15 protein-coding genes are annotated in these 20639 nt (G+C 62.2%); 5 read left to right on the top strand and 10 right to left on the bottom strand.

What is annotated here, in order from left to right; translation table 11 throughout:
* Positions 1–9: 9 nt before the first annotated feature.
* The 3 genes from CDV46_RS17780 to CDV46_RS17770 all read right to left on the bottom strand — a co-directional run bounded on the left by CDV46_RS17780 (position 10) and on the right by CDV46_RS17770 (position 4147).
* On the bottom strand, positions 10–1839 hold the full coding sequence (locus CDV46_RS17780) for a putative 2-aminoethylphosphonate ABC transporter permease subunit (RefSeq protein ID WP_087723987.1): 1830 nt from the start codon (positions 1837–1839) through the stop codon (positions 10–12).
* 7 nt (positions 1840–1846) lie between these two features.
* Complete coding sequence (locus tag CDV46_RS17775; RefSeq protein WP_058377174.1) at positions 1847–2929, bottom strand: putative 2-aminoethylphosphonate ABC transporter ATP-binding protein; 1083 nt, start codon at positions 2927–2929, stop codon at positions 1847–1849.
* Positions 2930–3106: 177 nt separating this feature from the next.
* Positions 3107–4147 carry a putative 2-aminoethylphosphonate ABC transporter substrate-binding protein gene (locus tag CDV46_RS17770; RefSeq protein WP_087689831.1) on the bottom strand — a complete coding sequence of 347 codons (1041 nt, stop codon included), beginning with the start codon at positions 4145–4147 and terminating at the stop codon, positions 3107–3109.
* A 344-nt stretch (positions 4148–4491) separates the two neighbouring features.
* Between CDV46_RS17770 and CDV46_RS17765 the strand changes: the two genes are divergently transcribed.
* From CDV46_RS17765 to CDV46_RS17745, 5 genes are all read left to right on the top strand, one after another.
* On the top strand, positions 4492–5211 hold the full coding sequence (locus CDV46_RS17765; protein WP_087689829.1) for a phosphonate utilization associated transcriptional regulator: 720 nt from the start codon (positions 4492–4494) through the stop codon (positions 5209–5211).
* Between the two features lie 45 nt (positions 5212–5256).
* On the top strand, positions 5257–6510 hold the full coding sequence (gene phnA, locus CDV46_RS17760; protein ID WP_087689827.1) for a phosphonoacetate hydrolase: 1254 nt from the start codon (positions 5257–5259) through the stop codon (positions 6508–6510).
* 69 nt (positions 6511–6579) lie between these two features.
* A complete protein-coding gene (gene phnY, locus CDV46_RS17755; protein ID WP_087689825.1) occupies positions 6580–8034 on the top strand; it encodes a phosphonoacetaldehyde dehydrogenase in 1455 nt (484 codons plus the stop codon).
* A gap of 326 nt (positions 8035–8360) precedes the next feature.
* On the top strand, positions 8361–10163 hold the full coding sequence (locus tag CDV46_RS17750) for a Na/Pi cotransporter family protein (protein ID WP_084656001.1): 1803 nt from the start codon (positions 8361–8363) through the stop codon (positions 10161–10163).
* Entirely contained in the window at positions 10123–10671 is a 549-nt protein-coding gene (locus CDV46_RS17745; RefSeq protein WP_087689823.1) for a phosphonate degradation HD-domain oxygenase, read from the top strand. The genes CDV46_RS17750 and CDV46_RS17745 overlap by 41 nt, the downstream gene beginning before the upstream one ends.
* Before the next feature lie 81 nt (positions 10672–10752).
* Here CDV46_RS17745 and CDV46_RS17740 read toward each other — a convergent pair whose 3' ends face one another.
* The 7 genes from CDV46_RS17740 to uvrA all read right to left on the bottom strand — a co-directional run bounded on the left by CDV46_RS17740 (position 10753) and on the right by uvrA (position 20367).
* Positions 10753–11748 (bottom strand): hypothetical protein, encoded by a 996-nt coding sequence (locus CDV46_RS17740; protein ID WP_140413409.1) that lies wholly within the window; start codon positions 11746–11748, stop codon positions 10753–10755.
* 226 nt (positions 11749–11974) lie between these two features.
* Positions 11975–12373, bottom strand: coding sequence for a RidA family protein (locus CDV46_RS17735; RefSeq protein ID WP_087689819.1), 399 nt, complete (start codon positions 12371–12373; stop codon positions 11975–11977).
* Complete coding sequence (locus CDV46_RS17730; protein WP_087689817.1) at positions 12370–13350, bottom strand: threo-3-hydroxy-L-aspartate ammonia-lyase; 981 nt, start codon at positions 13348–13350, stop codon at positions 12370–12372. Before CDV46_RS17730 ends, CDV46_RS17735 begins: the two co-directional genes overlap by 4 nt.
* Positions 13347–14021, bottom strand: a complete 675-nt coding sequence (locus tag CDV46_RS17725; RefSeq protein ID WP_087689815.1) for a helix-turn-helix transcriptional regulator — start codon at positions 14019–14021, stop codon at positions 13347–13349. The genes CDV46_RS17730 and CDV46_RS17725 overlap by 4 nt, the downstream gene beginning before the upstream one ends.
* A 72-nt stretch (positions 14022–14093) precedes the next feature.
* On the bottom strand, positions 14094–16100 hold the full coding sequence (locus CDV46_RS17720) for an ATP-binding protein (protein WP_087723985.1): 2007 nt from the start codon (positions 16098–16100) through the stop codon (positions 14094–14096).
* 332 nt (positions 16101–16432) lie between these two features.
* Complete coding sequence (locus tag CDV46_RS17715) at positions 16433–17461, bottom strand: AI-2E family transporter (RefSeq protein WP_087689812.1); 1029 nt, start codon at positions 17459–17461, stop codon at positions 16433–16435.
* 41 nt (positions 17462–17502) lie between these two features.
* Entirely contained in the window at positions 17503–20367 is a 2865-nt protein-coding gene (uvrA, locus tag CDV46_RS17710; RefSeq protein WP_087723983.1) for an excinuclease ABC subunit UvrA, read from the bottom strand.
* Positions 20368–20639 lie beyond the last annotated feature (272 nt).

The raw sequence follows: 20639 nt of genomic DNA, 5'->3' as shown, positions 1-20639 counted from the left end.
AATCACCTTTCAATGACTTTTGCGAGAAAGCGCCGTCGGACGCCGCCACGCCTGCGTGTAACGCTCCACCACGAGTTGAATGCCGTGATAGAGCAGGCACGCGAGCATCGACGTGAGCACCACCAGCGTGGCCATGGCCGCGGCGGGCCCGATCGAGCCGGTTTCGTCCATGTTGACGATGGCGACCGACGCGAGCGAGGTGTCGGCCGAATACAGGAAGACCACGGCAGACACGGTGGTCATCGCGTTGACGAACAGATAGCGGCTGATGTCGATGATCGACGGCAGGCAGATCGGCGCCGACACGCGCCAGAACGTGCGATAGAAGGGCACCTTCAACGAGGCCGACACGTACTCGAATTCCGGATCGATCTGCTTGAGCGCGGTCACTGCCGTGAGATGACTCGACGAGTAGTAGTGCACGACGTTGACGATCACGAGAATCGCCAGCGAACCGTACAAGCCGTGCAACGGGTTGCCTTCCGGCACGAAGAAGAAGATGTAGCCCAGACCCAGCACCAGACCGGGCACGCCCATCGGCAGCACGGCCATCATGCGGATGAAACCGCGCACCCATGTAAGGCCCTTGGTCTTCTCCAGCAGATAGGCAATGACGAAGATCACCGCCGTGCCCCAGATCGCGCACCAGAACGCCATCTGCACGCTGTTGATGTAGGCATCGACGGCACCGCTCTCCACCAGCCCGAAACGATAGTGACCGAGCGAGAGACTGAAGTTGTACGGCCAGAATTTCACGAACGAGGCGTAGACCGCCATACCGAGAATCGCGAGCATGATGGCCGCCATGCCCCAGCAAAGCACCGCCATCGTCCAGTCGAAACCGCGTGAGGGCTTGGGCACGTAAGGCACCGCACGCGCCGAGAGCAGCGCCTGCTGCTTGCGCTGCACGACCGAGTCGACCAGATAGGTGATGCCCACGGGTACGAGCAGCACGAGCCCGACGACGGCACCCTTCGAGAAGTCCTGCTGTCCGATCACGAGTTTGTAGATATCGGTGGCGAGCACGTTGAAGTCGCCGCCGATCACCTTGGGAATCCCGAAGTCCGAAATCGCGTAAGTGAAGACGATCATTGCGGCGCTGATCACGCCGTATTTCGCCCCAGGCAGCGTGATCGTGAAGAACCGTCGCAGCACCGGCGTGCCGAGCGCGTCGGCCGCTTCGTAGAGCCGCGCGTCAGTGAGCGAGAGCGCCGTGATCATGATCATCAGCGCGTGCGGGAACGTGGCGTTCACGAGCGACATCACGATGCCGAGCGGCCCGTAGATATCGATGTCTCCCATGAAGGGCCGCAACACGCCCTGATTGCCGAACCAGAAGATGAACGAAATGGCGGGCAGCAGCGTAGGCCCGAGAATCGGGATGAGTGCGATATTGCGCAGCAGCGTCTTGCCGCGAATACAACTGCGCGTGAGCGCGTAGGCAAAGATGAACGCCAGCGGCACCGTGATGCCGGTGGTCACGATCGAAATCCACACGCTGTTCCAGATCGAGCCGAACAGCGCGGGCGAGTGGAAGTACTCGCGGAAGTGCCGCAAGCCGACGAAGTGGCCGTCGTTGTCCTGCACGCTCTTGATGAGAATGGCGGCCATCGGCGCGAGCAGAAAGAGCACGCCTGCGGCGGCGGCCACCAGCAACAGGGCCTGCGCGAGCCGGTCCGTCCAGTGCGATGCGAGACGCGCGGGGCGCAACGTCGAGGGCGGCGCGCTGCCCGCCGGTCCGGCATGTGGGGCGGGTGCCGCATGGGAAGTCTGGGCGGAGAGCGGCGTGGCCGCTTGCCCCGGCGAAGTCGCAGTCAGTGTCGACGGTAAGGAGCTCATCGTGGCATCACCCCTGACGGAAGACGCGCACGGCGGCGCGCGGCACGGCAAAGCGCAGGGCGCTGCCGGCGGCCGGTTGCAGGGCCTGCATGTCGGCAGGCGAGAGGTCGGCATAGAGCGCGTGCTCGCATGCCTGCATGCGCAGGGTCACCCGCGAGAAGGCACCGAGAAACTCGATCTTCTCCACCGCACCGTCGAAGACGTTCGCTTCGTCGTCGAGGTCGTCGAGATCGCGCACGCGCACGTCTTCGGGGCGGAAGAACACGCGAATGTCTTCACCGGTACGGCAGCCGTTGAGCGTGCCGCAGGTCAGTTCGTAACGGCCGACCTGCACGCGTCCGGCGTCACCGAGGCGGGCGGGCAGGATGTTGGTTTTGCCGACGAAATCGGCGACGAACGGCGTGGCCGGATGCTGATAGATCTCACCGGGCGTGCCGACCTGCTCGATCACGCCATGGTTCATCACCACGATGCGGTCGGCCATCGACAAAGCCTCTTCCTGATCGTGCGTGACGAGAATCGTCGTGATGCCCAGCCGCTGTTGCAGCGCACGGATCTCGCTGCGCAAGCGCACCCGCACGCGAGCGTCGAGTGCCGAGAGCGGTTCGTCCAGCAGCAACAGGCCCGGTGATGTCGCCAACGCACGGGCGATGGCGATGCGTTGTTGTTGCCCGCCGGAGAGTTGTCCGGGGAATTTTTTACCCGCGTCGGGCAAGCCGACCATCTCGAGCAACTCGGCGACGCGCTGGTCGCGCTCGGCGCGCGGCACACGGCGGTTGGTCAGGCCGTAGGCGACGTTTTGCGCCACGCTCAGATTCGGAAACAGCGCGTACGACTGGAACACGATGCCGTAGTCGCGCTGCATGGGCGGCAAGGTGGAAATGTCGCGGCCGTTCTGCGAGACCTTGCCATGGGTTTGCGCTTCGAGCCCGGCGATGATGCGCAGCAAGGTTGTCTTGCCACAGCCTGACGGGCCGAGAAAACAGAGCATCTCGCCGCGCCGCACGGTGAGATTGATGTCACCCAGCACTACGGTGTTGTCGAACCGTTTGTGGATGCCGGCGAGGCTCAGATACGTGTCGTCGCTCATTCGGGGGACCTCCTGCGATGTCCATTACGCCCATTACGTCCATTGCTGCTTGTGTTGCGAGGCGGCGCGCGGTGCGCTTGGCGGTGGCAGTGCCGGGTGAAACACGTTGCCCCCGGCACTTGCCATCTGCCGCAAACGCAGCGCTACCTCAGCACTGCGCGGTCGATGCCGCGCTCGTCACTTCTTCTCCGACTTCGCGCCGTATCGTTTCTGCCACTCGGAGAGCACCGATTCGCGGCTCTTGGCAATTTCCGTGAAATCGTTCTTCACGAGCATGTCGGGGTAGTTGGCGGGAATCGTGTCGAACTTCTTCGCCACGCCCGGATACGCCACGATGGCCCAGTCCTTCGCGTACATCTCGTTGGCTTCCTTGCTGGCGAGCCAGTCCATGTAGCGCTTTGCAGCGTCCATCTTCTTGGTGGTCTTTACGATGCCCGCGGCTTCGATGTCGTAGCCCAGCCCTTCCTTCGGGAACACCAGATCGATCGGCGCGCCGGCGGCCTTGGTGCGATGGGCGTTGAATTCGAACGAGATGCCGATCGGATACTCGCCAGCGCCCGCGTCACGACAGGGCTTCGAGCCCGAGTGCGTGTACTTGACGATGTTCTTGTCGAGCGCGTCCATGTACTTCCAGCCGCCCTCTTTGCCGAACATCTGGAGCCACGCCGTCACATCGAGAAAGCCGGTGCCCGAGGTGGCCGGGTTCGGCATCACGATCATGCCCTTGTAGATGGGCTTGGCCAGGTCTTCCCACGACGTGGGCTTCGGCAGGTTGCGCTTGGCCGCTTCCACCGTGTTGAAGCACACCGTCGCGCCCCACACGTCGAGCCCGATCCACGACGGCGGCGTGGCCTTGTCGCTATAGGCCCGCGTGAGCTGGTCGAAGCCCTTGGGCGAATACGGCGTGAGCAGGCCTTCCTGCTTGATCAGTTCCAGACTCGATGCGGCGAGCCCCGCGATCACGTCCGCCTGCGGGTTGGCTTTCTCGGCGAGCACCTTGGCGGTGACCACACCGGTGGAATCGCGCACGTACTTGATGTCGATATCGGGGTTCGCTTTCTGGAAGGCCTCGGCGTACGGCCGCATGACTTCGACCTCCCACGCCGTGTAGACAGTCAACGTGGTCTTGGCGAGGGCGTGGCCGGCCTGAGCGGCACAGACAAGGCCGGTGGCTAAGGCGGCGGCAGCACGCAGGGCGCGGCGCATCGGTTGGTTCATGAATGGCTCCTGTGGGTCGGGCAAAAGCGCCTTCTATGAGGCGATGTGTTGCATATTATTGGCAAATTATGTCTTTTTCTTGAAACTCTTTGCATTTGTCATCTGCTCGTCAAATACCTCCAATAGTATGGAAATCATTGATTCAGATAGAGTTTTGTCGCTGCCTTCACCAACTCACACCGACGCTGTTGCCAAATTTGCCTGCAATGTCGGATGTGTTTTGTTGACAATCTACAAAGTGCTGTGCTTGAATGTCAAGCAACAAAAATAATCACGCAATGCCACAAATTGCCTCGCGTGATTGCTGAATGTTCGCATCAGAGTTCAGAGATAAGGAAGACGGTATGACCCCTAAGCCCACTTCGGCCACGGCCATCGAGCTGCTGCAAAGCCAGTCGCTCACCACGCTCGTGCAGCACGAAATCGAGCGCCAGATCATGGCCGGCACGCTCACGCCCGGGACCAAGCTCAACGAGATTGAAGTGGCGGGACGTCTTGGCGTGTCACGTGGCCCGGTGCGCGAGGCGTTTCGCGCGCTCGAAGAAGCGGGTCTGCTGCGCACCGAAAAGAATCGCGGCGTGTTCGTGCGGGTGATCTCGCTCGAAGAGGCCGAAGAGATCTACACCCTGCGTGGCGTGCTCGACGAGTACGTGGGCCGCACGCTGGCCGAAGTCATCACGTCGGAGCAGCTCACGCGTCTGCGCGAGTCGGTCGAAGCGATGCATCAGGCGGTGGAAGCGGGGGACAGCGAGGCGTACTACCAGTTGAACCTCGCGTTTCACGACACGCTCGTCGAGATGGTCGGCAATCGCAAGTTGCTTGAGACCTACCGCCGGCTGGTGAAGGAATTGAGTCTGTTCCGCCATGAAGCGCTGACGGCCGATACCTCGGCACCGCCGAAGTCGGAACGTGAGCACCGCGACATCGTGAGCGCTATCGCCTCGCGCGATCCGGCGCGCGCCGCTCAGGTCATTCGCGAGCACTTGTCGCGCGGCCAGGCGCGCATTCGCGAAGCGCTGGCGCGTGCGCCCGGCGCGGCGCCGGCGCAGGCGAAGGCCGGCTAATTAAACATTGATGTGATCGAACGAATTGCCCTTGAGGAGACCGACGTGAACCAGCCCGTGCAGATCCAAGTGAATGGCCGCCAGTACCGGCTGCCGCAACAGCCCACCGTCATCGTGTGTGTCGACGGTTGCCAGTTCGAATATCTCGAAGCGGCCGCCAACGCCGGCGTCGCGCCGTACCTCAAACACCTGCTCGCCGATGGCGCGGTGTTTCAGGGCGACTGCGTGGTGCCGTCGTTCACCAACCCGAACAATCTGTCCATCGTGACCGGCGCCCCCCCGGCCGTGCATGGCATCTGCGGCAACTACTTCTACGACCCGGCCGCCGACGGTGGCAAGGGCGCCGAAGTCATGATGAACGACCCCGCCTACCTGCGCGCCGGGACGGTGCTGGCAGCTGCGGCGGACGCCGGTGCCAAGGTGGCCGTCGTCACCGCCAAAGACAAGCTGCGCAAGCTGCTCGGCCACCGCATGACGGGCATCTGCTTCTCGTCTGAGAAGGCCGATCAGGTCACGCTCGCCGAGAATGGCATCGAAGACGTGCTGGGTCTCGTCGGCATGCCGGTGCCTGACGTCTACAGTGCAGAACTCTCTGAGTTTGTGTTCGCAGCCGGTGTGCGCTTGCTGGAAACGCGCCACGTCGACCTGATGTACCTGTCGACCACCGACTACGTGCAGCACAAGTGGGCCCCGGGCACCGAAGGCGCCAACGCCTTCTACGCGATGATGGACAAGTACCTGCGCCGCATGGACGAACTCGGTGCGGTCATCGGCCTGACCGCCGATCACGGCATGAACGCCAAGCACGATCCGAAGACCGGCCAGCCTAACGTGATCTATTTGCAGGACTTGCTCGACGACTGGCTCGGCAAGGGCGTGGCCGAAGGCGGGGCACGCGTGATTCTGCCGATCACCGATCCGTACGTTGTCCACCACGGCGCGCTCGGTTCGTTCGCCACCATCTACCTGCCGCGTGATATCGACCGCGATGCCATGCGCAAGCGCATCGCCGCGTTGCCGGGTCTCGAAGTGGTGCTGACCAACGCCGAAGCCTGTGCGCGCTTCGAACTGCCGCCCGATCGTGTCGGCGACCTCGTGGTCGTGAGCGATCAGTCGGTGGTGCTCGGCACGAGCGCCAGCCGTCACGATCTGACCGGGCTGACGGTGCCGCTGCGCTCGCATGGCGGTATCTCCGAACAGACCGTGCCGCTGCTCTTCAATCGCAAGACCGAAGGCATTCCGGGCAAGGCGCGACTGCGCAACTTCGACATTCTCGACGTCGCGCTGAATCACGTCTGAAATCACATCTGACCCGAAGCTGAACTACGCCGGCACCCCGACCAGTTTGAATAAGCTGTGGAGAACCCCATGAACGCGCCGCACAAGCTGCATCCCGAGTTTCGCGCCGAAGCCCTGCGCATCGGCGGAGAGAAAGTGACCCGTGAACGGATCATCGAAGTCTTTAACCCGTACTCGGGCGATCTGGTCGGCACGGTGCCCAAGGCATCGCTCGACGACGTGCGCCGCGCGTTCTCGATTGCCAAGCAATACCGCTCGAAGCTCACCCGCTTCGAGCGCGCCAACATTCTCGACAAGGCCGCCGCGCTGCTGCGCGAGCGCACGGCCGAAGCCGCCGCCATCATCACGATGGAGTCGGGGCTCTGCAAGAAAGACGCGGTGTATGAAATCGGCCGCGTGGCCGACGTACTAGGCTTTGCGGCGGGCGAAGCGCTGAAAGACGACGGTCAGGCCTTCTCGTGCGATCTCACGCCGCACGGCAAGAAGCGCCGTGTGGTGACGCAGCGCGAGCCGTTGCTCGGGGCGATTTCGGCCATCACGCCGTTTAATCATCCGATGAATCAGGTCGCGCACAAGGTCGCGCCGTCGGTGGCCACCAACAACCGCATGGTGCTCAAGCCGTCGGAGAAGGTGCCGCTCTCGGCCTTCTACCTCGCCGATACGCTGTATGAAGCGGGCCTGCCGCCGGAAATGCTGCAAGTGATCACGGGCGATCCGATGGAGATTGCCGACGAGATGCTGACCAACGAGAACATCGACATGATCACCTTCACCGGTGGTGTGTCGATCGGCAAGTACATTGCCTCGAAGGCCGGTTATCGCCGCATCGTGCTGGAGCTGGGCGGCAACGACCCGTTGATCGTGATGGAAGATGCCGACCTCGATCGCGCGTCCGATCTCGCTGTGCAAGGCTCGTACAAGAATTCGGGCCAGCGCTGCACGGCGGTGAAACGCATGCTCGTGCATCGCGACATCGCAGCGCAGTTCACCGAAATGGTCGTGGAGAAGACGCGCGCATGGAAGTACGGTGACCCGAGCGACGGCAATAACGACATGGGTACCGTCATCGACGAGGGTGCCGCGCGCCTGTTCGAAGCGCGTGTGAACGAAGCGGTGGCGCAGGGTGCCCGGTTGCTCGTAGGCAACAAGCGCGAGGGCGCGCTGTACTCGCCGACGGTGATCGACCGCGTCGACCCGAAGATGACGGTGGTGCGCGAAGAAACCTTCGGGCCGGTGTCGCCCATCATTACGTTCGGCAGCATCGACGAGGCGATTGCGATTTCCAACGGCACGGCCTTCGGTCTGTCGTCGGGCGTCTGTACCAACCGCCTCGACTACGTCACGCGCTTCACCGACGAGTTGCAGGTCGGTACGGTCAACGTCTGGGAAGTGCCGGGCTATCGCATCGAGCTGACGCCGTTCGGCGGCATCAAGGATTCCGGCCTCGGCTATAAAGAAGGGGTGCAGGAAGCGATGAAGAGCTTCACCAACACCAAAACCTTCACGCTGCCTTGGGGGGCATGAAGGTCGCGAGAGGTGAGGTACGGGGGTGTCGCGGGGCGCGTCGGCGGGGCAATCCTGCCGGTGACGTTCCCGCTGTCACCCTTACGCAACAAGGCTTAGCAGAGTCGGTGCAAAAATTGTGACAAATTCATGACACGATTGTTGCGCCCGTCATTTTGGTGTACGGTGTACCGATTGGGGATACGCATGACGCGTGAACTTCATACGCATCCCGACGCCAGTTTTGATCTGACGCGGGATGCCTGTATGGCAAACCAGTGGTCGCGTCATGCCGGCGGCGCAGGGCGCTGCCCGTCCCGTCGACAACAAGATCACGGAACACTGGCATGCTGACACTGCTCAACCTTCTCTCCGGCGTAGCGATGCTGATCTGGGGTACGCATATCGTGCGTACCGGGGTCCTGCGCGTCTACGGCGCCGATCTGCGGCGCATTCTGTCCCACAGCATTTCGAACCGCTTTCTGGCTTTCGCGGCCGGCGTGCTCGTGACCGGACTGGTGCAGAGCAGCAACGCGACCGCGCTCATCGTCTCGTCCTTCGGTGCGCAGGGGTTGATTGCACTGGCACCGGCGCTCTCGATCATGCTCGGGGCCGACGTTGGCACGGCCATCATGGCGCGGATCCTGACGTTCGATCTGCACTGGCTCTCGCCGCTGCTGATCTTCTTCGGCGTCATCTTTTTCCTTTCACGCAAACAGACGCGCGCCGGGCAACTCGGCCGTGTGGCGATTGGTCTTGGCCTGATCATTCTTGCGTTGCAACTGATCGTCGGCGCGACCACGCCCATGACGCAGGCCGCCGGTGTGAAGGTGCTGTTCGGTTCGCTGACCGGCGACGTGATGCTCGACACCCTGATCGGCGCGCTGTTCGCGATGATCTCGTATTCGAGTCTGGCCGCCGTGCTGCTGACCGCTACGCTGGCCTCGTCGGGAGTGATCTCGCTGAAGGTCGCGCTGTGTCTCGTGATCGGTGCGAATCTGGGCAGCGGCATGCTGGCCATGCTGACCTCGGCGGGCCAGAACGCGGCCGGGCGTCGCGTGGTGTTCGGCAGCCTCATCTTCAAGCTGATCGGCTGCCTGATCGTGTTGCCGTTCGTCGACTACGCACCGCTGCTGGTGAGCTGGTTGTCGGACCAGCCAGCGCAGGCAGTTGTGAACTTCCACGTCATCTACAACCTGATCCGCTGCGTGGTCTTCCTCGCGTTCACCGAGCCGATGGCGCGCCTTTGCGTGCGGCTGCTGGCCGAGAAGCCCGAAGCGGATACCAGCGCGCGGCCCCGCCATCTGGATGAGAGTGCGCTGTCGATGCCGTCGGTGGCATTGGCCAACGCCACGCGCGAGACATTGCGCATGGGCGATATCGTCGAGCAGATGCTGAACGGGCTGCTCGAAGTCATTCGCAGCAACGATGTGGTGCGGGCGCGCGAGACGCGGCGGATGGACGACGATGTCGACCATCTTTATACGGCGGTGAAGATGTATCTCACGCGGGTGTCGCGCGAGAACCTGAGCGAGCCGGACAGCCGTCGCTGGACCGACATCATTTCGCTCACGATCAATCTGGAACATGCGGGCGACATCATCGAGCGCATGGTGACCGAGGTCGAAGAGAAGAAGATTTCGCACAAGCTGTCGTTCTCCGAGGCGGGCTTGCAGGAAATCTGCGACATGCATGCGCGGCTCGTGACCAACCTGCAACTTGGCTTGTCGGTGTTCCTGAACGGCGACCTCAAGAGCGCGCAGCGCCTGATGACCGAGAAGGAAAGTTTCCGCGATCTGGAGCGGGCGTATTCGTACACTCACCTGAATCGTCTGGCGGGTCAGTCGGTGCAGAGCATCGAGACGAGTTCGCTGCATCTGGACATCATCAGCGACATGAAGCGGTTGAATTCGCTGTTCTGCTCGACGGCGTACACCGTGCTGGATGACGCCGGTGCGTTGCGCAAGAGCCGCATGCGCGACAAGCCGAAGGAAATCAAAGAAACCAAGACGCCGAAGGAAACGAAGGTGTCGAAGCTGGCGGCGTTTGCCGATGTCGCGACGGCGGCCGCCCCATCGGATTCACGCGACGACAACGAGAGTTCACACGATGGCCCTGAGCCTGCCGGACATCCGCACCCTGTTCGATAAATTTGGCTCGCTGGCCTACAGCGGCGAGCCTGTCACCCAGTTGGAGCACGCGCTGCAAAGCGGCGCGTTAGCGCAGAGCGAGGGCGCCGACGAGGCGCTCGTCGCCGCCAGCTTTCTCCACGATCTCGGCCATTTGCTCAATCTTCAGGGCGAGACGCCCACCGAGCGCGGCATCGACGACCTGCATCAGTACTACGCCCTGCCTTTCCTGCGGCCGCTATTCAGCGATGCCGTCCTCGAGCCGATCCGGTTGCACGTCGACGCCAAGCGTTGCCTGTGCGCCGTCGATCCCGAGTACTTCAGCCAACTCTCTGTCGATTCCGTGCGCAGTCTTGCGTTGCAGGGCGGCGTGTTCAATGACGACGAGGCCAAGACGTTTCTTGCACGTGACCATGCGGAAGCCGCGATGCGACTGCGCCGCTGGGACGATCGCGCGAAAATCGCCGGTATGGCGACGCCGCCGCTCGATCACTTCATGAAGGTGCTGGAGCGCGTCACGATTCAGTGACGCTTGGGCGGTAGAGACGATGCCGCGCCAGAAGATCGGGCGCGGCATAGGGTGAAGCGTGGAGGGTGAAGACGGTCGCGATCAGCGCGGCAATTTCGCCCGCCAGCCGGCAGGCACGCAACGCAAGGCCAACGCACGCGACGGCTGCCAGAACACCGACAGCAACAACAGCGCGGCACCCACCACAACGGCGACCACCGGCAAGCTACTCGCATCAGATGAGGTCACCAGCACCTTCATGATGGCGCTGATCACGTACAGCAGCGACGAGAGCATGAGCGCGCGCCGGTCGATCACAAGCGACACCACCGTCAGCACCAGAAACACCGCAATCGCCGCGAACGGATGCGCCGGCATCAGCGTCCAGAAGATCGGGTGCGTGACCATGCACGCGGCGACCAGATGCAGCCAGAAGGCGACATCCGAGCGAATCGTCACGCGTTGCGGGTCTTGTGCATCCCAGCGCAGCGCCCACACGAAAATCGCGAGCCCCACGAGCACGCTGGCCACCAATATCCACTCAAGGAAGTTTTCCCGGAGCACAAGGATGTGGAACCACGCGGTGATGACGACGCCAGCGACACCGAACGCAATCGCGACCGGCACCCGAAAGCGCCACCAGTAGAGCGCGGCACCGGCAGCGGTGAAAATGGCCGTGCCGCCGAGCGTGAACCAGCTCATCGATTGCCGCACGCCGCTGACATCCTGCGTTACGAGCGACGCGTTGCCGAACCCGATCAATGCCACTGCGCTGATGAAACCGAAGCTGAAACACAGTGCGGGCAGCGCCATGCGGCGGCGTCGCACGAAAATCTCGGACAAGCCCCACGTGATGGCAGCGGAGATCAGCATCTGCAACGTCGTCGGGAGCGACATCGTCAGCCACCCGGTGCCGAACGACAGCAGCCACGCAGCGATCACCACGAACACATCGTTGAAGCTTGTGACCAGTCGCAACGGTTCGTCGTCGACGCGTTGCTGCGGCAGCGCCGGGTCTATCGCGTCGCGCGAGGGCGGCACGGATGCTGACGGGGAAGGGGATGAAGCGGAGGACGGCGGAAGGTCGGGGGTCGTCATGTGCGGCCAGATCGGTGAAAGTGACAAGCAGTGTAACTGCGCTACGCATTCACTGACCGACATTAGACGCAACACTCAGGCTTCACACAGCATCATTCAGCGATCATTTAGCGATCACTCGGCCATATTGCAATGACCTATCGCGAATGTGCCGCCCGGGGCGAGGCACATTGGCGATACAGGCGCGGCGATGCTCACACCTTCGCCGCGCACGGACACACGACGATTAGCCCGCCAGTGCCGTCGCTTCGATCTCGACGGCCACACCGTGACTGAGTGCCGGCACAGGCACGACGGCGCGTGCCGGTTTCGCGTCACCGGCCCAGGCCGTATAGACCTCGTTGAACGGTCCCCAGTCGTCGACATTCGTGATGTACACGCGCACTTGCACCAGCCGTTCGATACGGGTGCCGCAGGCGGTGAGAATGGCGGCGACGTTATCGAGTGCCTGTTTCGCCTGCACGGCAAACGGTGCACCGACGAGCCGCTCGCCTTCCGGCGTGATCGGCAGTTGCCCCGAGACGAACACAAAGCCGTTGGCGCACACGCCGTGTGAATAGTGACCACGCGGCGGTTGCAGCGTGGGGACATTCACTTCTTCGATACCGCGTTCCAGCGTACTCATACAGCCTCCCCGAGGGTAAGTTTGGCGAACCGCGCCATATCGACATTGCCGCCGGACAGAATGATGCCGACGCGCTTGCCCTTCACATCCAGCTTGCCTTGCAGCACAGCAGCGGCGGCGAGGCAGCCGGTCGGCTCGACCACGATCTTCATGCGGCTCGCGAAGAACTTCATCGTCTGCACGAGTTCGTCGTCGGTCACGGTCAGAATGTCGTCGACCAGCGAACGAATCACCGGGAACGTGTAGTTCCCCAGATGCTGCGTCTGTGCGCCATCGGCAATCGTGCGCGGCGTGTCGATGTGCACGATCTTGCCGCTGCGAAAGCTCTGCTGCCCGTCGTTGCCGGCCTCCGGCTCCACGCCGTAGATGGCAATGTTCGGGTTGAGCGCGCGTGCCGCGACGGCACAACCCGACAGCAGGCCGCCACCGCCCAGACACACCACAAGAATGTCGAGCGTGCCGACGTCTTCGATCAATTCCTTGGCGGCGGTGCCTTGGCCGGCCATCACGTGCGGATGATCGTACGGCGGAATCAGGGTCATGCCGCGCTCGGTCGCCAGACGCGTGGCGAGCGCTTCGCGGTCTTCCTTGTAACGGTCGAAGAGCACGACTTCTGCGCCATAACCGCGCGTGGCGTCGATCTTCATTTGCGGGGCGTCTTGCGGCATCAGAATGACCGCTGCCACGCCCAATTCACGCGCGGCGAGGGCAATCGCCTGCGCATGGTTGCCCGACGAGAAGGCCAGCACGCCACCGCGTTTCTGTTCGGCGGTGAACTGCGAGATGGCGTTGTAGGCACCACGGAACTTGAACGCGCCCATGCGCTGGAAGTTCTCGGCCTTGAAGAACAGTTGCGCGCCGGTCATGGCGTCAGCCGTGCGCGAGGTGAGTACCGGTGTGTGGTGTGCGGCTTCGCGAATCCGATCATGGGCGGCCGCGACATCGCCGTACGTGATCGCCAGTTGGGGAGCAGTCATGATGTGCCTTTCGGGTCGGAGAGGTAGGTGTAGACGGTCGAGCGGGCCACGCCCAATGCGCGCGCGATCTCCGCGTGGGCATGACGCAGGTCGAGCAGCCCGCGCGCTTCGATCATGCGGATGGCGTCGCGGCGCTGGGCCAGCGAGAGTCCTTGCGGCGTGGTGTTGCGCTGCGCGGCAAAGTCGGTGATGAGCGGGCCGATGTCGTCGAGCCGGCGTGTGGCGAGCGTCTCGCGCACGGGCGCCGGCGACGCAGTCTGGATGTTCACCAGTTGCTGCACGCTGGCGGCGGCGGCTGCGAGCATCGAGATATCCATGTTCAGGCAGATGGCGGCTACGTACTCGCCGCCGCTGTTCTTCAAGCCGATGGAGGTGCTTTTGGCCGGACGCCCGTCGGGGAAGCGGTTCGCGTAATTGGCGATGACTTCGGGGAATGCGGGGTCGGCAATGCGCGCGAGCCCCATCTCGGTCACGGCGTCGCCGGGCTGGCGGCCTGACAGATTGTTGGCGATGGCCACGATGGCGTGATCGGGATCGGTCAGGTCGTGCAGCACCACTTCGACAAGCGGCGCGAACGTCTGGCCGAGCGCCTCGACGATCTTGCGGCCTTCACGCAACAGCAGTGCGTTCTCGTCGCGCTTGCCCGTACCGGGGGATTTGGTGGATTTCATGATTTGACATTATGTCACTCGATGACGAAATGTCAAATTCGGCAAAAACAGGACTGCCTTGGTGGTTGGCGTTCAGGGCGAGGCTGTCGCTGTGTCCGATGCGGCGTTTTCCGCGTCTTCGGCATCGATGGCCTCCTCAAAGACGCCGTCAAGATAGCTGGCGTAACGTTCCTGCAAATATTTGAGCGACGAAGCTTTGTCCACTTGCACTTCGAGTTTGTCCTGAAAGAACTTCAGCCGGGCGCGATTCTCGTCGAGCACCTGCGCCCATGTCTTGGCGTAGATCGACAGGTTGTCCTTCGTATGAATCAGTCCGGCTTCGTCTTGAACACGATGTTCAGTGTAGGCGGCCAACTCGTCACTGATGATCCAGAACAGCCAAGTGGTGCCGACTTGTTTGAACCGAGGGTCGTTCATGACCGAAAAGGCATAACTCTCGATCTGCATGACCTCGGTTGCTGCGATGGCCACTTTAGGCGCTTTTAATTCAACGACAAGATGCGTCAGTTGATTCACGCGGTGTTGCTTTGTCGCTTTCGACAGCATCAGGTCGACGATGCCGCGGGTTTGAGAGATGTGCTTGACCGGCGCATCGATGACGACATCGGGATCGAGCATCTTCCGGTGTGCGACCAACACTTGGGTGAGCGATTCGTCGTCCACGGCAAGACTGAATTCTTCGCCGAACAGCCAGCAGTTCTGCGCAATAATCCGGTGCAGTTGCGACCGTTCCTTCAAACGTTTTTTCGGTGCCGCGTCGAACAAGACGGCTTCAAGCCCTGTCAGGAATTTCAGCCGGTCTGACACGATCCGGGCCGCGCCGATGATCGATGAAAGTGACGTGTCCCGTAACAGGCGGGCCAACTCGTCACGTTGACGCTTGGGCAACTTCAGCACCTCATCGAGGATGACTTGTAGTTCGTCGGGGCTTTTCTCGATCGCTTGCCGAAGCATGCGAAGCTGGAACGCTTTGTTTCTGATTTGGGTTGTGCCGAAGTCGGGCAGGTGCCGGGCGACGTTGACTGCGACGATGTCGAAGACCTGCCGTTCGACGCGTTCGACCGGTGTAACCGCGTCGCCCGCAAACGGATAGACCTGTTCATCCTTCCATGCTTCGACCACGGTTCGGGCTTCTTCTGCTGCGCGCGTGCGGAAATAATCCTTGATGAGCTGCTGCGCTTCGTCGATTGCGGCAACGATCGGTGGTTGCATTTCCGCCAGTTCAACGGTGCCGTCCGTCTGCGCCATGCCAAGAAAAGGAGAGCACAGGTAGGCGGAGAACTGAAATGGGCCGATGTGGAATCGCCGGTCGACCTGAACTAAGGGGAAACGTTGGTCGTTACAGAGATAGAGCGCCCTGTTGGCCGCGCTCTTCCATTCGACGACATGCAAACGAACCCAGTGTTCAAGGCCACCGATGCGGATGTCTGCGAGAGTGAATGTCTTGCGGCTGGCGATTGCCGTACCGGCGTCGATGGATTTTCCATCGAGAATAATGGCCGCTCTGCCCTCGTAGTCGGCAAGGAATAGCGCGAAGATCTCCGTCAATTCCTGCCGGCCTGCCTCGGAGGTGAACGTGCGGTAATCCTTGAGCGGCTCACCGATGGTGAGTGTGACGCCGGGCTTTGCCTTGCCGGTGACATCCACTTCGTCGCTGATGTTCACATGACGAATGTCGTGCGACGTCATCCGGATGCGGTACGACCACAACCTGGCTTCGCGCTCGTAGACGACGGCCCATTCCGCAGATGCGCCCACGGCAAATGCCTTGAACCGGCCACGACCCTCCTGACCATGCAGAAAGCGTCCCGAAGCCGTCTGCGCGCCGGGTTTCTTCCATGAGCCGCCGAGGCGTCGGAAATAAGTCGGTGCCTCTGCATGAGGAATGCCGTAGCCATCATCCGAGACGACGATGGCGCGCAGTGTTTCGAGATCGTTGTACTCGAATGTGATGTCCACCCGCGACGCATCCGCGTCGAAGGCATTCCACAGGAGTTCGGAGAGTGCCTGAATAGGCCTTGCCCGAGCGATCTTCTCGAGAAAATCCGGTTGGACCTCGACCGGGTACTGATCTGCCATGCGCGTGCCCCCTTCGTAGTGATCGACCTGCGATCATTTCACCAATGGCTTCGGGGGGATTCTATGGCGGGTGCGGTGGTGATCGGCATCGACGGCCGGCGGCGGGCTCGTGGACGACGTGCGGAATTGCAGAGCGAAAGCACGGGTAAAAGCCCTATTTTCGGGGCGGTTTCGGCAAATTTCCCTGTCTCGCGAGGTGCTTGAAAGTGCGGCTGGAGTGCCGGACGTTTTCAGAACATGACTACATGACCGCATGGCCGAATGACCGCCAAACACGCCCATCCGTGTCGATCGAAAGCGCCGCGGATGGGGAAAGTATTCGGACGCCGGTGTCAGACCAACTGCTTCTCCGCCAACTCGCTCTTGAGATAGCCGTAGTAGATCGGCGCGGCGACGAGTCCGGGCAGGCCGAAGGCGGCTTCCATCACGATCATGGCGAGCAGCAGCTCCCATGCGCGCGATTGAATCTGCGTGCCGACGATGCGCGCGTTGAGGAAGTATTCGAGCTTGTGAATCACGATCAGGAACACCAGCGACGCGATGGCCACGTACAGCGACACCGACAGGCTGAGCACCACAATGAACGTGTTCGAGATCAGGTTGCCCACCACCGGCAGCAGGCCCACGACGAACGTCACCACGATCATCGACTTGCGCAGCGGTACGTGAATGTCGAACAGCGGCAGCACGCCGAGCAAGAAGATCGCCGTGAAAACCGTGTTGATCGCCGAGATCTTCAACTGTGCAAAAACGATGCGCCGGAACGCATCGCCGAAGCGCGTGACACGTCGTGAGAGCGCGGCCGCGAGCGGTTGCATGTGCTGCACCGGTTGAATCGACGAGAGCGCCACCAGCGCGCCCAGCACCAGCCCTACGATGATGTGCACCATCGCGTTGAGCGCTTCCTTGCCGACCAGCGACATCTCCTGCGTGTGATCTTTCAGAAAGCCCGTCACAGCCTGATGAATGTCGTCGCTATCGGCAGGCAGCCGGTCGGTAATCCACGACGGCAACTGCGTGCGCGCCTGCTCCACCGCCTCCATCATGCGGCCGTTGATGTGTTGCAGATGCCCGGCGTCGCTGCGGAAAAACGTCACCACACCGAAGATCAGCGCCGTCATCAGCGCCACGATGATCGCCGAGAGCAGCGCGACGGCGACCAGCCGTGCGCGCTCGCTCGAAATACGCAGTTGCAGGCGAGGCCCGAGTACGTGCACAAGTTGGAAGACGATCATGCCCGCAAGCACAGCCGAGAGCAGGTGAATGCTCAGAATCATCCACAGCGCCGCAGCGGCGAAAATGTAGCTTGTCAGTTCGACCCAGAAGGCTCGATCCGTTTTCCAGCCAGAACGCGGTTCCATGCGTTGACGTCCTTGTCAAAAACCTATCGCTGAACTTGCGCTCACGCGCTGCGTTTGAGCAGCGGCGCGAGATACTTGCCGGTGAAGCTCGCCTTGCTGGCCGCCACGTCCTCGGGCGTGCCCTGCGCGATGATCTGCCCGCCGCCCGCGCCGCCTTCCGGTCCGAGATCGATCACCCAGTCAGCCGTTTTGATCACGTCGAGATTGTGCTCGATGATGACCACGGTGTTGCCCTGATCGCGCAGCCGGTGGATGACGGTGAGCAACAGCTCGATATCGTGGAAGTGCAGACCGGTCGTCGGTTCATCAAGGATATACAACGTTCGGCCCGTATCGCGCTTGGAGAGTTCCAGCGACAGCTTCACACGCTGCGCTTCCCCGCCCGAAAGCGTGGTGGCCGACTGACCCAGACGGATGTAGCCAAGACCCACGTCCAGCAACGTCTTGAGCTTGCGCGCCACGACCGGCACGGGCTTGAAGAACTCGTGCGCCTGCTCGACCGTCATGTCGAGCACTTCCGAGATATTGCGCCCCTTGTATTGCACTTCGAGCGTTTCGCGGTTGTAGCGCTTGCCGTGGCAGACGTCGCACGGCACGTACACATCGGGCAGGAAGTGCATTTCGACTTTGATGACGCCGTCGCCCTGACAGGCTTCGCAACGTCCGCCCTTCACATTGAACGAGAAGCGCCCCGGGTCGTAGCCGCGTTCCTTGGCCGCCGGCACACCCGCGAAGAGTTCGCGAATCGGCGTGAACAGGCCCGTGTACGTCGCCGGGTTCGAGCGCGGCGTGCGGCCGATGGGCGACTGATCGACGTTGATGATCTTGTCGAAGTGTTCCAGCCCCTCGATCTGCTCATACGGCGCAGGTTCGGCCTGCGAGCCGTAGAGATGCCGCGCGACGGCGTGGTAGAGCGTGTCGTTGATCAGTGTCGACTTGCCCGAGCCGGACACCCCCGTCACGCAGGTCAGCAAACCGACCGGCAGATCGAGACTCACATGCTTCAGGTTGTTGCCGGTGGCGTCGATGATGCGCAGACGGTCTTCGCCCGGTGCGCGCCGCTCCTGAGGTACTTCGATGCGGCGTGCGCCCGACAGATATTGCCCGGTGAGCGATTCCGGCGAGTTTTCGATCTGCTGCGGGCTGCCTTGCGCAATCACCGTGCCGCCGTGCACACCGGCACCCAGCCCCATGTCGACGACGTAGTCGCTCGCGAGAATCATGTCCTCGTCGTGTTCCACCACGATCACCGAGTTGCCGAGATCGCGCAGATGCTTGAGCGTGCCGATCAGGCGATCGTTGTCGCGCTGATGCAAGCCGATCGACGGCTCGTCTAGCACGTACATCACGCCCGTGAGGCCCGAGCCGATCTGCGATGCCAGCCGGATGCGCTGTGCTTCGCCGCCCGAGAGCGTGTCTGCGCTGCGTTCCAGCGACAGGTAGTCGAGGCCGACGTTATTCAGGAACGACAGCCGTGCGACGATTTCCTTCACGATCTTGTCGGCGATCTCGCGCTTCGAGCCGTGCAGCACGAGTTCGTGGAAATAACCGAGTGTTTCGCGCAGCGGCAGGTTGCCGATCTCATAGATTGCGCGCGCCTGCGGGCCTTCGCCCACTTTGACGAAACGTGCCTCGCGGCGCAGCCGGCTGCCTTCGCAATCGGGGCAGGCGCGGTTGTTCTGGTACTTGGCGAGTTCTTCGCGCACGGCGACCGAGTCGGTCTCGCGATAGCGGCGCTCAAGGTTCGGGATGATGCCCTCGAACTCATGCTCGCGCACCGACGTGCGGCCCTTCTCGTTGACGTAGGTGAACGGAATGGTCTGCTCGCCCGAGCCGTACAGCACGATCTTCTGCGTGTCTTCCGGCAATTCCTCGAACGGCGTATCCACGTCGAAATCGTAGAACGCGGCGAGGCTTTGCAGCATCTGGAAGTAAAACTGGTTGCGGCGATCCCAGCCCTTGATCGCGCCCGAGGCGAGCGACAGGGCGGGGAAGCCGACGACGCGCTTCGGATCGAAGAACGTCATCTGTCCCAGTCCGTCGCAGGTCGGGCAGGCGCCCATCGGGTTGTTGAACGAGAACAGGCGCGGTTCGAGTTCCTGCAACGAATACGAGCACACCGGGCACGCAAACTTCGAACTGAAAACGTGCTCCTTGCCGGTGTCCATTTCCAGCGCAATAGCGCGGCCATCGGCCAGACGCAATGCTGTCTCGAACGATTCGGCAAGGCGTTGCTTGAGGTCCGGGCGCACCTTCACGCGATCGATGACCACGTCGACCGAGTGCTTCTCCGTCTTCTTGAGCTTGGGCAGCGCCTCGATGTCATAGACGCGGGCGGTGCCTTCGTTGGCCGCGCCGCCACCCGAGCGGATGCGAAAGCGCACGAAACCCTGTGCCTGCATCGACTCGAACAGATCGGCGTGTTCGCCTTTGCGATCGACGACGATCGGCGCGAGGATCATCAGCTTGGTGTCTTCGGGCAGGGCGAGCACGGCATCGACCATCTGCGCGACGTTCTGCGACTGGAGCGGCAGGCCGTGATCGGGGCAATGCGGGGTGCCTACGCGGGCGTAGAGCAGGCGCAGGTAGTCGTGAATTTCCGTGACCGTGCCGACGGTCGAGCGCGGGTTGTGCGAGGTGGCCTTCTGTTCGATGGAAATCGCGGGCGAGAGGCCTTCGATCAGATCGACGTCCGGTTTTTCCATCAATTGCAGGAACTGCCTGGCGTAAGCCGACAGGCTCTCGACGTAGCGGCGCTGACCTTCGGCATAAAGCGTGTCGAAAGCGAGCGACGACTTGCCCGAACCGGACAGGCCGGTGATCACCACAAGCTGATGACGGGGCAGGTCGAGATTGACGTTCTTGAGGTTGTGGGTACGAGCCCCACGAATACGAATGGTTTCCATTGACGGTTCCGGAGTCGTCGCCGATGAACCCGCGCGGCGAATTGTCGCGGGAGCGGGTTCCGGCCCCCAAGAGCCCTGGTTTCCCGGGTCGTCAGGCCACGCCGGCACGGCGAAGCCGGGCATCGGCACAACAGGCGGCGGGAGCGGTCGGGCGGACCGCAGGGGGGAAATCCGGGCGGCTAAACCTGCTAATATACCTAAGTTTGATTTCTGGGGCAGAACCTGCTGATCGCACAGTGCGGGCGGGTTGCCAACGTGGGGACAGATGGGGA

The organism is Pandoraea sp. PE-S2T-3, from assembly GCF_002179965.1.
Taxonomy (GTDB): domain Bacteria; phylum Pseudomonadota; class Gammaproteobacteria; order Burkholderiales; family Burkholderiaceae; genus Pandoraea.
The sequence above is the reverse complement of the archived record's forward strand: the minus strand, read 5'-3'. Positions and strand labels throughout refer to the sequence as shown.

What these genes read in the sequence shown, in the direction of transcription:
- CDV46_RS17745 (WP_087689823.1), top strand. Translation starts at nt 10,123, where the DNA reads ATGGCCCTGAGCCTGCCGGACATCCGCACCCTGTTCGATAAATTTGGC.
- CDV46_RS17765 (WP_087689829.1), top strand. Translation starts at nt 4,492, where the DNA reads ATGACCCCTAAGCCCACTTCGGCCACGGCCATCGAGCTGCTGCAAAGC.
- CDV46_RS17740 (WP_140413409.1), bottom strand. Translation starts at nt 11,748, where the DNA reads ATGACGACCCCCGACCTTCCGCCGTCCTCCGCTTCATCCCCTTCCCCG.
- CDV46_RS17770 (WP_087689831.1), bottom strand. Translation starts at nt 4,147, where the DNA reads ATGAACCAACCGATGCGCCGCGCCCTGCGTGCTGCCGCCGCCTTAGCC.
- CDV46_RS17720 (WP_087723985.1), bottom strand. Translation starts at nt 16,100, where the DNA reads ATGGCAGATCAGTACCCGGTCGAGGTCCAACCGGATTTTCTCGAGAAG.
- CDV46_RS17735 (WP_087689819.1), bottom strand. Translation starts at nt 12,373, where the DNA reads ATGAGTACGCTGGAACGCGGTATCGAAGAAGTGAATGTCCCCACGCTG.
- CDV46_RS17750 (WP_084656001.1), top strand. Translation starts at nt 8,361, where the DNA reads ATGCTGACACTGCTCAACCTTCTCTCCGGCGTAGCGATGCTGATCTGG.
- CDV46_RS17775 (WP_058377174.1), bottom strand. Translation starts at nt 2,929, where the DNA reads ATGAGCGACGACACGTATCTGAGCCTCGCCGGCATCCACAAACGGTTC.
- CDV46_RS17730 (WP_087689817.1), bottom strand. Translation starts at nt 13,350, where the DNA reads ATGACTGCTCCCCAACTGGCGATCACGTACGGCGATGTCGCGGCCGCC.
- CDV46_RS17780 (WP_087723987.1), bottom strand. Translation starts at nt 1,839, where the DNA reads ATGAGCTCCTTACCGTCGACACTGACTGCGACTTCGCCGGGGCAAGCG.
- phnY (WP_087689825.1), top strand. Translation starts at nt 6,580, where the DNA reads ATGAACGCGCCGCACAAGCTGCATCCCGAGTTTCGCGCCGAAGCCCTG.
- CDV46_RS17725 (WP_087689815.1), bottom strand. Translation starts at nt 14,021, where the DNA reads ATGAAATCCACCAAATCCCCCGGTACGGGCAAGCGCGACGAGAACGCA.
- uvrA (WP_087723983.1), bottom strand. Translation starts at nt 20,367, where the DNA reads ATGGAAACCATTCGTATTCGTGGGGCTCGTACCCACAACCTCAAGAAC.
- CDV46_RS17715 (WP_087689812.1), bottom strand. Translation starts at nt 17,461, where the DNA reads ATGGAACCGCGTTCTGGCTGGAAAACGGATCGAGCCTTCTGGGTCGAA.